13 protein-coding genes are annotated in these 12554 nt (G+C 68.9%); 9 read left to right on the top strand and 4 right to left on the bottom strand.

The window, feature by feature from the left end:
- Window positions 1-262: 262 nt before the first annotated feature.
- Complete coding sequence (locus NI1_RS03580; RefSeq protein WP_067813958.1) at window positions 263-1024, top strand: 3-hydroxyacyl-CoA dehydrogenase; 762 nt, start codon at window positions 263-265, stop codon at window positions 1022-1024.
- A gap of 104 nt (window positions 1025-1128) precedes the next feature.
- Here NI1_RS03580 and NI1_RS03575 read toward each other — a convergent pair whose 3' ends face one another.
- A complete protein-coding gene (locus NI1_RS03575; RefSeq protein ID WP_067813956.1) occupies window positions 1129-1707 on the bottom strand; it encodes a TetR/AcrR family transcriptional regulator in 579 nt (192 codons plus the stop codon).
- Window positions 1708-1823: 116 nt separating this feature from the next.
- On the opposite strand from NI1_RS03575, the gene NI1_RS03570 reads away from it, so the two are divergent.
- Both NI1_RS03570 and NI1_RS03565 read left to right on the top strand, forming a co-directional pair.
- Window positions 1824-2585 carry an alpha/beta fold hydrolase gene (locus NI1_RS03570; RefSeq protein ID WP_067813954.1) on the top strand — a complete coding sequence of 254 codons (762 nt, stop codon included), beginning with the start codon at window positions 1824-1826 and terminating at the stop codon, window positions 2583-2585.
- A gap of 158 nt (window positions 2586-2743) precedes the next feature.
- Window positions 2744-3376 (top strand): VOC family protein, encoded by a 633-nt coding sequence (locus NI1_RS03565; protein WP_174564446.1) that lies wholly within the window; start codon window positions 2744-2746, stop codon window positions 3374-3376.
- Here NI1_RS03565 and NI1_RS03560 read toward each other — a convergent pair.
- On the bottom strand, window positions 3298-4062 hold the full coding sequence (locus tag NI1_RS03560) for a MerR family transcriptional regulator (RefSeq protein ID WP_067813952.1): 765 nt from the start codon (window positions 4060-4062) through the stop codon (window positions 3298-3300). The two genes, NI1_RS03565 and NI1_RS03560, sit on opposite strands and share 79 nt — an antisense overlap.
- Window positions 4063-4175: 113 nt before the next feature.
- Here NI1_RS03560 and NI1_RS03555 point away from each other — a divergent pair, with 113 nt between their 5' ends.
- Together NI1_RS03555 and NI1_RS03550 are read left to right on the top strand one after the other, a co-directional pair.
- Window positions 4176-5393 (top strand): erythromycin esterase family protein, encoded by a 1218-nt coding sequence (locus NI1_RS03555; protein WP_067813950.1) that lies wholly within the window; start codon window positions 4176-4178, stop codon window positions 5391-5393.
- Between the two features lie 68 nt (window positions 5394-5461).
- A complete protein-coding gene (locus tag NI1_RS03550) occupies window positions 5462-7126 on the top strand; it encodes a bifunctional 3'-5' exonuclease/DNA polymerase (RefSeq protein ID WP_067813948.1) in 1665 nt (554 codons plus the stop codon).
- A gap of 74 nt (window positions 7127-7200) precedes the next feature.
- On the opposite strand, the gene NI1_RS03545 is transcribed toward NI1_RS03550, so the two are convergent.
- Window positions 7201-7782 carry a helix-turn-helix domain-containing protein gene (locus NI1_RS03545; protein ID WP_067813946.1) on the bottom strand — a complete coding sequence of 194 codons (582 nt, stop codon included), beginning with the start codon at window positions 7780-7782 and terminating at the stop codon, window positions 7201-7203.
- Between the two features lie 87 nt (window positions 7783-7869).
- Between NI1_RS03545 and NI1_RS03540 the strand changes: the two genes are divergently transcribed.
- Entirely contained in the window at window positions 7870-8892 is a 1023-nt protein-coding gene (locus tag NI1_RS03540) for an alpha/beta fold hydrolase (RefSeq protein ID WP_067813944.1), read from the top strand.
- A gap of 29 nt (window positions 8893-8921) precedes the next feature.
- On the opposite strand, the gene NI1_RS03535 is transcribed toward NI1_RS03540, so the two are convergent.
- Window positions 8922-9131, bottom strand: coding sequence for a KOW domain-containing RNA-binding protein (locus tag NI1_RS03535; protein WP_067813941.1), 210 nt, complete (start codon window positions 9129-9131; stop codon window positions 8922-8924).
- Window positions 9132-9370: 239 nt separating this feature from the next.
- Between NI1_RS03535 and NI1_RS03530 the strand changes: the two genes are divergently transcribed.
- From NI1_RS03530 to NI1_RS03520, 3 genes are all read left to right on the top strand, one after another.
- The gene (locus NI1_RS03530; RefSeq protein ID WP_067813939.1) at window positions 9371-10402 is read left to right on the top strand and encodes an alpha/beta hydrolase; all 1032 of its coding nucleotides are present in this window, start codon (window positions 9371-9373) and stop codon (window positions 10400-10402) included.
- A 59-nt stretch (window positions 10403-10461) separates the two neighbouring features.
- Complete coding sequence (locus NI1_RS03525) at window positions 10462-11268, top strand: SDR family oxidoreductase (RefSeq protein WP_067813937.1); 807 nt, start codon at window positions 10462-10464, stop codon at window positions 11266-11268.
- Window positions 11269-11602: 334 nt separating this feature from the next.
- Window positions 11603-12397 (top strand): helix-turn-helix transcriptional regulator, encoded by a 795-nt coding sequence (locus tag NI1_RS03520; protein WP_084522508.1) that lies wholly within the window; start codon window positions 11603-11605, stop codon window positions 12395-12397.
- The last annotated feature ends 157 nt before the right edge of the window (window positions 12398-12554 follow it).

The raw sequence follows: 12554 nt of genomic DNA, 5'->3' as shown, positions 1-12554 counted from the left end.
TCGGACGGTCGTATCGTCTGCTGCTCGAGCCGGGATCCGCCGCCGCGTCGCCGGGTGCGCCGTGGACAGAACGGTCCCGACTGGAAATTCTCTCGCATAAGCAGGATTCCAACGACTCGACGCGCCGAAAGGCTCTCCTTGTTATCCGCGCGTGCGCGCGATAGCAGCCCGGTCACGGGCTTGTGCACGCCACGCCGGGGGGTGCCTTTTAGTCCGATCTGCGAAGAATCTACATTAACAAGACCAAGCATTTGGAGGTTTTGTGAAGACAGCAGACATCGTCGCGGTGGTAACCGGCGGCGCCTCGGGACTCGGCCTGGCCACGGTGCGCGAACTGCACTCGGCCGGCGCGAAGGTCGTCATCATCGACCTGCCCTCGTCCGACGGCAAGGCCATCGCCGAGGAACTCGGTGAGCGCGTGGTGTTCTCGCCCGGCGACGTGACCAGCGAAGCGGATGTCACCGCCGCGCTGGATGCCGCCCAGGCCCTGGGCACGCTGCGGATCGCGGTGAACTGCGCGGGCATCGGCAATGCGATCAAGACCGTCGGCAAGACCGGCGCGTTCCCGCTGGACTCGTTCACCAAGATCATCAACGTTAACTTGGTGGGCACGTTCAACGTGATCCGGCTGGCCGCCGAGCGCATCGCCGCGACCGAGGAGGCCGACGGCGAGCGCGGCGTCATCGTCAACACCGCCTCGGTGGCGGCGTTCGACGGCCAGATCGGCCAGGCCGCCTACTCCGCCTCCAAGGGCGGCATCGTGGGCCTGACCCTGCCGGTGGCACGTGACCTGGCATCGTTCAAGATTCGCGTCTGCACCATCGCGCCGGGCCTGTTCCACACCCCGCTGTTCGCGACCCTGCCCGACGAGGCCATCGCGGCGCTGGGCAAGCAGGTTCCGCACCCGGCCCGCCTCGGCGATCCGTCCGAGTACGGCGCGCTGGTTCGCCACATCGTGGAGAACCCGATGCTGAACGGTGAGACCATCCGGCTCGACGGCGCGATCCGTATGGCGCCGCGCTAGATTCGCGGTACGGGAGCGGCCGGAGATCTCGGATCTCCGGCCGCTCTTCGCATTCGGCTCGGCAGCGCGCCACAACCGGTCTGCGCCAACGGAATTCGGGCGCTTCAGTCCGGGGCAAACGGATCCTGCCCGGGCGGACGATTCAGGATGATGGCGGAGGCGCGGGCACGGACTTCCGCACGGGTCCGGCCCTGATGGCCCGCCGCGAGAAACTGATTGCCGATGGCCAGGCAGAAGGCGAGCAGGCTGCGGGCTTCGATCTCGTCGGGGTCGGTGCAGAAGGTGCCGATCATTTCGCGCAGCAACTCCATGCGCTGATCGTCCACCCGGCGCAGGCGCTCGGCGACGGCGGCGTCACGGCGCGCCCAATCCCGGATCGCCAAGTCGATGCCCAGCATGCGATCGCCCGACAAGGTCAGCCGTCCGGCCAATACGACTTTGACCTTCGGATCCGATTCCGTTGCGACACGGGCGAGTACGTCAGCGATGCTCTCCCGCTCCCAGGTCTCGAGCATCGCCTCGAGCAGGGCGTTGCGGTCGGCGAAATAGCCGTAGAACCCACCTTTGGTGACGCCGAGCGCCTTGGCCAATACCTCGACGCGCACGGCATCCACGCCACCCGCGGACAGGGTCTGCAACCCCTGTTCGATCCAGGTCTCGCGCGGAGTGCGAGCCACACCCATGCAGCGCTCCTCTCCTTGCCGCCATCCATACGGCAGCGTATATCAGCGCTCCCAGTGGCAAATGTCATCGCCGGCCGCCGTTCCCGGACCGGGTCCGGCGGCCGACACTGGAGCTCATGGACACTCTCGCGATATTCGAGCGCGGGCAGGGACCGGACGTGGTGCTGGTGCACGGCGGAGCCGGGCCGAAAACCACTTGGGCCGGAATGGATTCGCTCACCTTCCGGTGGAAACTGGTGCAGGTGTACCGGCGTGGCTTCGACCCGAGCCCACCGGCCGCGGACGGACGACAGGATTTCCTGGTCGATGCCGAGGATCTCGCCGCGATCTTCCGGGCCCGCCGCCCGCACGTGGTCGCCCACTCCTACGGCACGCTCGGCACGCTGCTGGCCGCCGGCCGAGCCCCGGAGACGGTGCGCTCACTGACGCTGATCGAACCGCCGCTGTATTACCTCGCCGCCGATGATCCGGCGGTGGCGCGCCTGAAATTCGTGGGCGACATGGTGCTCACCGAGGGCCTGGATTCCGATCCGGAAGCGCTGCGCGAGTTCCTCGTACTCTCCGGCGCCCCCGGGATCGGCGGCGGCGAGCTACCGGCGCAGGTGGCGTCCTCGGTGCGACGGGCGCTGGGTGGGCGCCTGCCCGGCGAAGCCCGGCCGGAGCTGGCCGCATTGCGTGCCGCGGCGGTGCCCGCGCTGGTCGCCTCCGGTGCGCATACTCCGGCCCTGGAATCCATCTGCGACGGGCTCGCCGCGGCACTCGGGGCGCAACGGGTCGTCGCGCCGGGCGCGGGCCATTTCGTCGCTGCGGCACCGGGTTTCACCGACCGGTTGGATCGATTTCTCACCGGCGCCGATGGTCGCACCGCTCCCCTCTGATCGCGCTTCGTCAACTGTCACTGCATCATTGGCCTGGGATAGCCGGCAATCAACGCCGGTATCCCGCGATCGCCTCCGGAATCCGGCGACGACGCGCGCGATTGATCGATCAGGAATCGAGAAGCGCTGGTAGGTGCCTGGAAATTAGCGTGGTTGGCATGGGAAACAACACCGACATTCGCACCGAGATCAACGTTCAGCTCGAGGTCGAGGACCCGGCCGCCGCGGCCGCGATCTACGACGCCGCCTTCGGGCTCGGCGACAAACTGAGCTTCCGTGCCGCGCAGGCCCCGGCCGCCGGATTCCGGGGATTCGTCCTCTCGCTGGTGGTCGCCCAGCCGGGCACCGTGGACAGCCTGATCGGCACCGCGCTCGAGGCCGGATTCACCACGCTCAAGCCCGCGAAGAAGAGCCTCTGGGGTTACAGCGGCGTCATCCAGGCTCCGGACGGCACGATCTGGAAGATCGCCACCTCCAAGAAGAAGGACACCGCACCGGTCAGCCGGGAGATCGACGAGTTCGTGCTGCTGCTCGGCGTCGACGATGTGAAGGCCACCAAGCGGTTCTATGTCGATCGCGGGCTCGAGGTCGCGAAGAGCTTCGGCAGCAAGTACGTCGAGTTCGCCACCCCCGGTTCGACGGTCAAGCTGGCGCTGTACGGGCGGCGCGCCGCGGCCAAGGATGCCGGGGTCGCACCCGAGGGCAGTGGTTCTCATCGCATCGTGATCGGCGGTGGCGCAGGGTCTTTCGTCGATCCCGACGGGTTCGTCTGGGAGGCCGCGGCGGAGTGATCGAGCCGGGCGAGGTAGGCGTCCAGCTGGGCCGCGCCGGCGAGCAGAGCGCGGCTGCGCGTGGTCAGGCGGGCTTGCCAGGCGGCGAGAAAAGCGCTCAAGGCGTCGGTTCCGCCCGCTTCGCGCAGCTGATCGAGGAATTGCGCGACGTGGGTCAGCGTGTAGCCGCCGCGCCGAAGCTGTTGTGCGATCTCGGCATCGCGCACACAGTCCGGGACGTACACCCGGTAGCCGGTGACACGGTCGCGTTCGGGATGCAGGATGCCCGCCGATTCCCAGGTGCGCAGCGTCGCCGGGTGCAGGCCCAGCCGGCGGGCGAGTTCGCCCACGGTCAGCGGCCGGCCGCGGATCGGTGTGGGGGCGGTGGTGGACAGGGCGCCGAGGGCGGCGGCGACCTCGGTGCGGGTATCGCGTTCGGCGAGCAGCTCCACGTGCGTGGAATCGACCAGCCGGTAAGCGAATTCGGTGTCGCCGCCATTGACCGCGCGCATGATGTCGACGGCGCGCTGATGTCCATGGCCGCCGCGCAGGGCCAGGAACGCGCGCAATGCCTGGGCGTGCAGGGGCGTGTAGCGGCGATAACCGGATGCGCTGCGCTCGGTCGGCGGCAGGACGCCCGCTTCGTCGTAATTGCGGATCGCCTGGGCGGACAATCCGTGTTCGCGAGCCAGGTCGACGGGTCGCAGGTTGCACCTCCGTTTGAGGGTTTCAAGTCCTGATCGCAGGTCGAATGCGTGGAAGTTTCACACGATTCTTCAACGATAGCCTCGAAGGTAGTTCCTGTGAGAAGGGGTTACCCATGCCTACGACAGCATCACTGCGTGAAATCGGCCGCGAAATCGGCGACTCGGCGAACCTGAGCCGGGTCCTCGACGAATTGCTCGCCACGCGCACCGAACCGCCCGCCCTGCTCGGACTCGGCGAGCCGACCCACGGAGTCGTGGCATTTCCATTGCTGCGCAACGAGATACTGGCGCTCCTGGTCGAGCGGGGATATCGGTCGATCATGCTGGAGTCCGATTTCTTCGCCGCGGCCGTCGTCGACGAGTACGTGAACGGGGGTCCGGGAGATCTCGAGCAGGTCCTGGAGGCCGGGTTCAGCCATCGGTTCGGGGCGGTGCCGGGCAATCGCGAACTCGTCGCATGGTTGCGGGCGCACAATGCCGGGCGCGAACCTTCGGAGCGGGTGCGCTTCTACGGTTTCGAAGCGCCGGTCGAGTACGCCGGTGCGCCGAGCCCGCGACGTGCGCTGTCGGCGGTCGTCGAGTTGTTGCCGGCGGCGTTGCGGCCCGGCTCGGTGCACGAGCTCGACGCGTTGCTCGGCGAGGAATCCGACTGGACGAACCCGGCGGCGATGTACGACGCGGCGGAATCCATCGGCGGCTCCGAACGCGCTCGCGCACTGCGCGTCATCGCCGATGACCTGGCCGGCCTGTTGCGGCGCGCCGCACCCGGGCTGTACGCGGCCGACCCGGCCGGATACGACCTCGCCGTGGCGCACGCCCGCACCGCGCAGGGCCTGTTGCGCTATCACGCGGCCATGGCCGAGCCGGGGCCCGACCGGATCGCGGTGCTGCTGAGCGTGCGCGCCGACATGATGGCCGAGAACATCCTGGCGATCCTCGACCGGGAGCGGCGGCGCGGACCGAGCCTGGCCTTCGCACACAATGTGCACCTGCTGCGCGGCAGCTCGAACATGCCCATCGGCACCGATGAGGTGAACTGGTGCGGCGCGGGCGCTCTCGTCGCCCACACGCTCGGGGAGCGCTACCTGTTCGTGGCCACCGACGCCAACCCCGGCAGCGCACCGGACACCCTCCCGGGCATGCTGGCGGCGGCGACCGAGCGGCGCGCGCTGTTCCGCACCTCGGATCTGCGTGCGGCGCTCCCCCGCTCGCTCGGTGCGAGCGAACCGATGCTGCAAGGCCACATCCCGCTCCAGCCCGCGGACCTGGCGGGCACCGACGCGGTCATCTTCGTCGCGGACACCGACGGCAAGCGGCATCAGTACTGGTAGCGGTCTCGCGACCGGACACGGCCGGGCACGTCGGCGAAGTTGTCCGTGCCCACTGCCAGACTCAGGGCATGAGATGGGCGGTGGCCGAAACGGAGGACGGGGGTGCTCGGCTGTGCCCGCTCGGCTCCGACGGCCGGCCGGCCGGGCCGGTGCTGCGTGAGCCCTCGCTCGCCGAGGCGGTGCGGTCGCGGCCGGAGGTGGAGCGCTGGGTGTGGCGGTCGACGGCGGAGATCTATCGTCGGCTGTTGTCGGCGGGTGTGCGGGTGGAGCGCTGCTATGACGTGGAGGCCGCCGAATCATTGCTGATCGGTCATGAAGAAGGGCAGTCGGGGCAGGCGCGTTCGCTCGCGGCCGCCTGGGCTCGGCTGCACCGTCTGCCGGTGCCGCCGGATGCTCCCCTGCGCGCGGCCGACACTCAGCCGTCGCTGTTCGAGTCGGGTCCGGTACCGCTGCCGCCCGGCACCGACGAATTCACCGCGCTGCTGGAGGTTTACGCGGGGCAGGTGGCTCGCACGGCCGAAACCGAATACCCGGACCGGATGCGTTTGCTGCTGGCCGCCGAATCCGCGGGCATGCTGGTGGCGGCCGAGATGCACCGGGCCGGGATTCCCTGGCGCGCGGATGTACACCGGGAACTGCTGGAAAGCATGCTGGGCGAACGCATTTCGGGTGATGCCGAGCCGCGGCGCATGGCGGAGCTGGCCGAGGAGGTGTCGCGGGCCTTCGGTCCGGGCGTGCGAGTGCGGCCCGATCTGCCGCAGGACATCATCAAGGCGTTCGCGCGCGCCGGGATCACCCTGTCCTCCACCCGGAAATGGGAGCTCCGGGAGATCGATCACCCCGCGATCGCGCCGCTGCTGGCCTACAAATCGCTGTACCGCCTCTACACCGCGCACGGCTGGTCCTGGCTCGAGCATTGGGTGCACGACGGCCGCTTCCGTCCCGAGTACCTGCCCGGCGGCACCGTCACCGGACGCTGGACCACCAATGGTGGTGGCGCCCTGCAAATTCCGAAGATCGTCCGCCGGGCCATCCGCGCGGATCCGGGCTGGCGGCTGGTGGTGGCCGACGCCGACCAGATGGAACCCCGGGTGCTGGCGGCCATCTCCCGCGATCCCGGGCTGATGGAGGTCGCGGGCCGTGGTGAGGACCTGTACGCCGACTTGGCCGCGCGCGCTTTCGGCGGCGACCGCGCCCGAGCCAAGATCGCCATGCTCGGGGCGATCTACGGCCAGACCTCCGGCGATGCCCTCACCCATATGGCCGAACTCCGCCGCCGCTACCCCGCCGCCGTCGCCTACGTCGATGATGCGGCCGCCGCGGGCGAGCAGGGCAGGCTCGTCCGAACCTGGTTCGGCCGCACCTGCACTCCGGCCGGAGCCGCCTTCGACCAGGTCGATCACGACGCGCCGCCGGCCTTCGGCAGCACGCCCCGGGCCCGCGCTCGCGGCCGCTTCACCCGCAATTTCGTGGTGCAGGGCAGCGCCGCCGACTGGACCTTGCTCGTGCTCGCGGGCCTCCGTCACGCGCTGGCCCAGGCCGGGCTGAAAGCCGAACTGGTCTTCTTCCAGCACGACGAAGTCATCGTCCACTGCCCGGCCGAGGAGGCGTCCGTCGTCGCCGCGGCGATCGCTACCGCCGCCGAGACCGCGGGCCGAATCGCCTTCGGCCCCACGCCCGTTCGCTTCCCCTTCACCACCGCGATCGTGGAGTGCTACGGGGACGCCAAGTAGCTGCTTCGAGCGGGGGCCACCCGATTGCGCAGCGGCCCGGATCGTCGGCGACCACTTCCCGCAGTCGAGGACGCTCACTGCGAAGCATCGGCGTGCACGTGGGATCGCAGGCCGTGCGGACCGAACAGGATGAGGAGTTCGACCGCGCCGCCGTCGGCGCTGCCCAGCCAATGTGATTGGGAGGTATCGAATTCGGCCGCCTCGCCGGCGGAAAGGATGAGATCGCGTTCGCCGAGCAGCAGTCGCAGGCGGCCGTTGAGGACGTACAGCCACTCGAACCCATCGTGGGTCTGCGGGGTCGGGGTGAGTGGTTCGGGGCGCGCGGGAATGATCATTTTGAAGGCGTGGACACCGCCCGGCCGCCGGGACAGCGGCAGGTAGATCATGCCGGCGCGATGGATCGGCTTCAGGTGGATGCGGGGGTCCCCGGTCCTGGGCGCGCCGACCAGATCGTCCAGGGGGACACCGTAGGTGCGGGCCAGCGGCAGCAGCAGTTCGAGGGTCGCGCGCCGCTGGCCACTCTCCAAGCGCGACAAGGTGCTCTCCGAGACACCGGTCGTCGCGGCCAGTTCGGCCAGGGTGATGCCGCGGTCGCGGCGCAGGGCACGCAGCCGGGGGCCCACCGCGCCGAGGACATCATCTGTTTCCGGGTCCATGTGCCCATCTTGCCGAAACCGCAAGATCGCGTGCCAGAAACCGGCCGGGTTGGTGAAGCTGAGGACCTACCGACGAAAGAGGTCCCGATGAGCGCCGACACCACCCGATCACCCGCGCACCGTCTGCTCCGGAGGGCGCGCGCGGCGGTGATCATCGCTTTCGCGCTGCTGCTCACCTCGGTCAGCGCGGCCTGCGACTCCGGCCCGGTCGTCGCGCCCTACGCCGCGATCACCCAGCAGGACCCCGCCTTCAGCAAGACCTTCCGGCACGAGTTCACCGAAGTCGGCGGCGTGCGCATGCATTACGTGACCGGTGGCAGCGGCACCCCGGTGGTGCTGATCCACGGCTGGCCGCAAACCTGGTACGGCTGGTGGCCGATCATGCCCGCGCTCGCCCCACACCACACCGTGTACGCCATCGACCTGCCCGGATTGGGTGACAGCACCGGCACCCCGACCGGCTATGACAAAGCCACCCTCGCCCGATACGTGCACTCCTTGATCGCCGACCGGCTCGGCATCCGCGATGCCGCCGTCATCGGCCACGATTTCGGCGCTGCCGTCGCATTCCAATACGCCGCCCAGTTCCCCGCCGACACCACCCGCCTCGGCTATCTGGACCTGCCGCTCCCCGGTCCCGCCATCGACGCGGCCACCTATCGAACCCTGAGCTGGCACATCGCCTTCCACACCCAACGCAAGATCCCGGAGGCAGTGGTCGGCGACGACGTCCGCGACTACCTGGCCATGTTCTACCCGCAGGTCGCTTTCGGCGGCACCGCATTCGGCGGCACCTCCACTCGTTCCCCCTTCACCGACGCCGAAATCGACGAATTCGCCCGCACCTACACCCGTCCAGCGGCGCTCTCCGGCGGGTTCGACCTCTACCGCGCCCTCGACCAGGACGTCCGCAATACCCTCATCGCCCCGTCCATCCAGCTCCCGGCGCTGCTCATGACCGCGCAGGGCCAACTGGACGCGATCCGGGCCACGGTCTCCCCACGTATCACCAATATCGTTCAGGCAGTGGATGTTCCGCACGCCGGACATTGGCTGGTCGAGGAGAACCCCCAGTTCGTCACCGACCAGTTGGAGCGCTTCCTCGGCTGACCCCGCACCCCCATGATCGCGGCGGCCGCCTAGAGCAGCTCGACCTCGTCGAATTCCACCGTCAGCCGGTGCCGGCGCTCCCGCAGCACCCCGCCCTCGCGGTGCGCGAGGCCCTCACCGAAGTCGATGCGCAGCTTGGCGTTCCGCGTATCGACCTCGAGTACGACACCGCAGATCCCACTGAACGGCCCCGCGGGGAAGTAGACGACATCGCCGGGCCCGAACTCGGTAGGTAGCACGTGGTCACAGTAGTGCAGGCCGGGCAGATCCAGGCCGCGAAACGCTGCGCGGTGCGGGGACGATAGCTTGTCGACGGGGATGACGAGCTCGGTGCCGGCGGGGGAATTTGACTCTGGGGCATGACAATCCGCGTCACAACGGTCAAGATGATCTTCGGTCTCGGCTGCGCGCCGGCATCGTCGTAGAGAAGCAGTAGCGGCTCGGCCTGGCCGGACGCGGACAGGAGCGCCCCGTGGCAATGTTGCCGCTGACCTCGGATTCCGGCAGTTGTGTGTTCGTGGAGGAGATCGGGCGGGCCCGGATCGGGACGCGGATCGCGCATCCGGTGCTGCGGAGCACCTTGCAGACTTTCCTGCGGGCGGGCGCCTGGGTCGCCGATCTGGGGGATGCGCCCGCACGCATGGTGTTCCAGGTGACCCGGCTGTCGGAGGCTCCGGCGCGGATCCTGGGCGCGCCCCGGGACCTGCTGCGACACGGGGTCTCCTTCGATGATTTCGAGGCCGAATGGCTTTGGACCGCACCGGTTTCCGATCCGCGGGTGCAGCGCGGGGCGGCGATGCTGTACTTCCACGGGGGTGCGTTCATCGCCGGTGGGCTCAACAGCTACCGGCGGCATACCGCGCGATTGGGCCGCGACAGCGAACTGCCGGTGTTGAGCGTGGATTATCGGCAGTTGCCCGATGCGCATCCGAACGAGAGCCTGGCCGACGCGCTCGCCGCGTACCGCCATCTGCTCGACGAAGGGTTCGCACCCGAGCAGTTGATCGTGGCCGGGGATTCGGCGGGCGGCGGGCTGGCCCTGCGGCTGGCGCTGACGCTGCGCGATCTCGGTCTGCCGCTGCCGGCCGGGCTTTCGGTCACCTCCCCCTGGGCGAACTTCGACTCCGCGGCCCGGGACGCGCACCCGAACTCGCGGTACGACGCGGTGCTGCCGGCGGCCGGACCGGAGATGGTGGTGCGGCGCGGGATCGCCGTGGACGGCGTCCTGGATCCGATGTGGTCGGTGGTCAATCACGACTTCACCGGGCTGCCGCCGATCCTGGTGCAGGTCGGATCGCGGGAAATGCTGCTGGCGGACGCGCTCGAGATCGCGCGCCGGTGCGAGGAGGCGCGGGTGCCGCTGCGTTTGCAGATCCGGCCCAGCGCACCGCACACCCTCATCCATCTCGGCGCGGACGTACTGGCGGACGGCCGCGACGCCGCCCGCGACGCGGCCGAATTCCATCGTGCGATGATCGAGGCGAATCGGGACGGCCGCAGCGTCGCCTGATCGGGGCGCGGGCTGGTCGCGCCCGCCGACCACGGCCCGCCACGCGCAGGGAGGCTCGAATGTCCATGACCGTCAACAGGTCTCACCCCGCGGTCTTCGTCACCGGGGCGGCGGCGGGCATCGGCCGCGCGATCGCGACCCGCTTCGCGGCGGCGGGCTGGACCGTCGGCCTCTACGACATCGACGCCGACGCCGCGGGGCGCACCGCGCGGGAGATCGAGGGCACCACGCTCACCGGCGCGCTCGATGTCACCGATCCGGCCGGCTGGGAGCGCGCGCTCACCGAATTCACCAGCGCCACCGGCCGTCTCGACCTGCTGGTCAACAATGCGGGCATCCTGTACTCGGGCTCGTTCGAGGACATCCCGCTGGAGCGACTGCACCGCCTGGTGGATGTGAACGTCAAAGGCGTCCTCAACGGCTGCCACGCCGCCCTCCCCCACCTGCGCGACACCCCGCGCAGCCAGGTGATCAACCTGGCCTCGGCGTCCGCCCTCTACGGTCAGCCCGGCTTGGCCGTCTACGGGGCGACCAAGGCCGCGGTCCGCTCCCTCACCGAAGCCCTGGATCTGGAGTGGCGGCACCACGGCATCCGGGTGCACGACCTGCTGCCGCTGTTCGTCGCCACCGGCATGATGACCGAGGTCGATCGCGGCGCGAAGTCCGCGGGCACCCTGGGCGTCCGCCTGACCGCCGACGACGTCGCGGAATCGGTATGGCGGACCGCCACCGGCCGCCGTCTGCTGCCCAGCCCGCACGTCCTGGTCGGTGCGCAGACCAAACTCCTGGCCGCCGCCACCCAACTCTCCCCCACCTGGCTCAATCGCCTGGTGGTCGGTTGGATCAGCAAGGCCGACTCGCTCTGACGGCACCCGCCGCCGAGCCGTATTCGACCGCGCCTCAGCTCTTTTCGCCGTGCCCATAGCGCATGTTTGCCCGGAAGTCACACACGACTCACCAGACGCAGACGATATATTGTTACCCGCGAGGCACATTCGTCTCATACAGCGGAAACGTGTTGGCCTATGACAGCATGTTTTCCGTACCAAGGTTTTCCAGTAGTTCGCTAAGCGCGTTTCGATCTTGTCTTTCGCCGGGGGAGACGGTATTGAAATAGGTCAAGAACTGAACTATCGGAAAGCGCGATCCCCGGCGGTTACTCGTCGCGTTCGTGGTACCTCGTTGGAGAAGGATGTTGGCGTGGGCCTGAATGGGGACTTCAATCGCGACTCCGGGCAGTTGCGTCCGCCGTCGTTCGGGAAGCTCCTGCGCCGGCTGCGTGAGGATCGGGGGGTTTCGCGGGAGCGGCTCGCCTTCAATGCCGGGGTCAGTGCGAGTTATGTGACGCATCTGGAGAAGGGCGATCGGGGGCATCCCACCCACGAGGTGGTGGATGCGCTGGTGCGCTATCTGGATCGGGTGGCCGCGCTGGCGCCGGTGGAGCGCCGGCACCTGTTCGATCTGGCGGGGCTGGCCAATCCCGAGGTGCCCTCGGTCGAGGAGCTGCAAGCCGGGCTCACCGAGGATATGCGCGATGCGCTGAACCTGCACGAACCGCACCTGGCCGCCTATCTAGACACCCGCTGGAATGTGCTGGCCTGCAACGAGAGTTACGCGCGGGCGTTCCCGGGACTGCGCGAGGACGTGAATATCCTGCGCTGGTTCCTGGCCGACGAACGCTCCCGGCGGGTGATGGTGGAGTGGGACGAGGAGCTACGCCTGACCGTGCAGTGGCTGCGCAGTCTCATCGCGACCGTCGGCGATACCGCCTGGTCCACCGATCTGCTCGCCGAACTCGGCCGGTACGAGCAGTTCCGCGAGTTGTGGGACGAGGGCGCGGTGGCCTACGGGCGGGAACGCTCGCTGATGCGATTGCGCGACCTCGATACCGGCGAGGTGCGGGAGGTGGCGGTGCAGTTGTTCCGGGGCAACTACGGCCCCTACCCGAATCAGGTGCAGATATTCCTGGGTTTGCCGACCGGCGGCGAGGGCTGATCGGGCGACCGGCGAAGCGATCCCCGAGCCAGTTCTCGAGCAGGGGTGCGGCGAGCAGCCCGAGGGTGATGTGGCCGCCGAGCAGGTCTCGGATATAGCGCACAGATGTACCGACCGTTCGGTATTTATCAATCAGCCGGTCCATCGACCTCCGCAC

Origin of the sequence: Nocardia inohanensis NBRC 100128, from assembly GCF_001612945.1 — a bacterium.
GTDB classification, from domain to species: domain Bacteria; phylum Actinomycetota; class Actinomycetes; order Mycobacteriales; family Mycobacteriaceae; genus Nocardia; species Nocardia inohanensis.
Note: the sequence above shows the minus strand (reverse complement) of the source record. Positions and strands in the feature narration are given on the sequence as shown.

Excerpts from the sequence above, each read along its gene's own strand:
- NI1_RS03530 (WP_067813939.1), top strand. The coding sequence starts at position 9,371 with ATGTTGCCGCTGACCTCGGATTCCGGCAGTTGTGTGTTCGTGGAGGAG.
- NI1_RS03565 (WP_174564446.1), top strand. The coding sequence starts at position 2,744 with ATGGGAAACAACACCGACATTCGCACCGAGATCAACGTTCAGCTCGAG.
- NI1_RS03575 (WP_067813956.1), bottom strand. The coding sequence starts at position 1,707 with ATGGGTGTGGCTCGCACTCCGCGCGAGACCTGGATCGAACAGGGGTTG.
- NI1_RS03525 (WP_067813937.1), top strand. The coding sequence starts at position 10,462 with ATGTCCATGACCGTCAACAGGTCTCACCCCGCGGTCTTCGTCACCGGG.
- NI1_RS03550 (WP_067813948.1), top strand. The coding sequence starts at position 5,462 with ATGAGATGGGCGGTGGCCGAAACGGAGGACGGGGGTGCTCGGCTGTGC.
- NI1_RS03570 (WP_067813954.1), top strand. The coding sequence starts at position 1,824 with ATGGACACTCTCGCGATATTCGAGCGCGGGCAGGGACCGGACGTGGTG.
- NI1_RS03545 (WP_067813946.1), bottom strand. The coding sequence starts at position 7,782 with ATGGACCCGGAAACAGATGATGTCCTCGGCGCGGTGGGCCCCCGGCTG.
- NI1_RS03555 (WP_067813950.1), top strand. The coding sequence starts at position 4,176 with ATGCCTACGACAGCATCACTGCGTGAAATCGGCCGCGAAATCGGCGAC.
- NI1_RS03540 (WP_067813944.1), top strand. The coding sequence starts at position 7,870 with ATGAGCGCCGACACCACCCGATCACCCGCGCACCGTCTGCTCCGGAGG.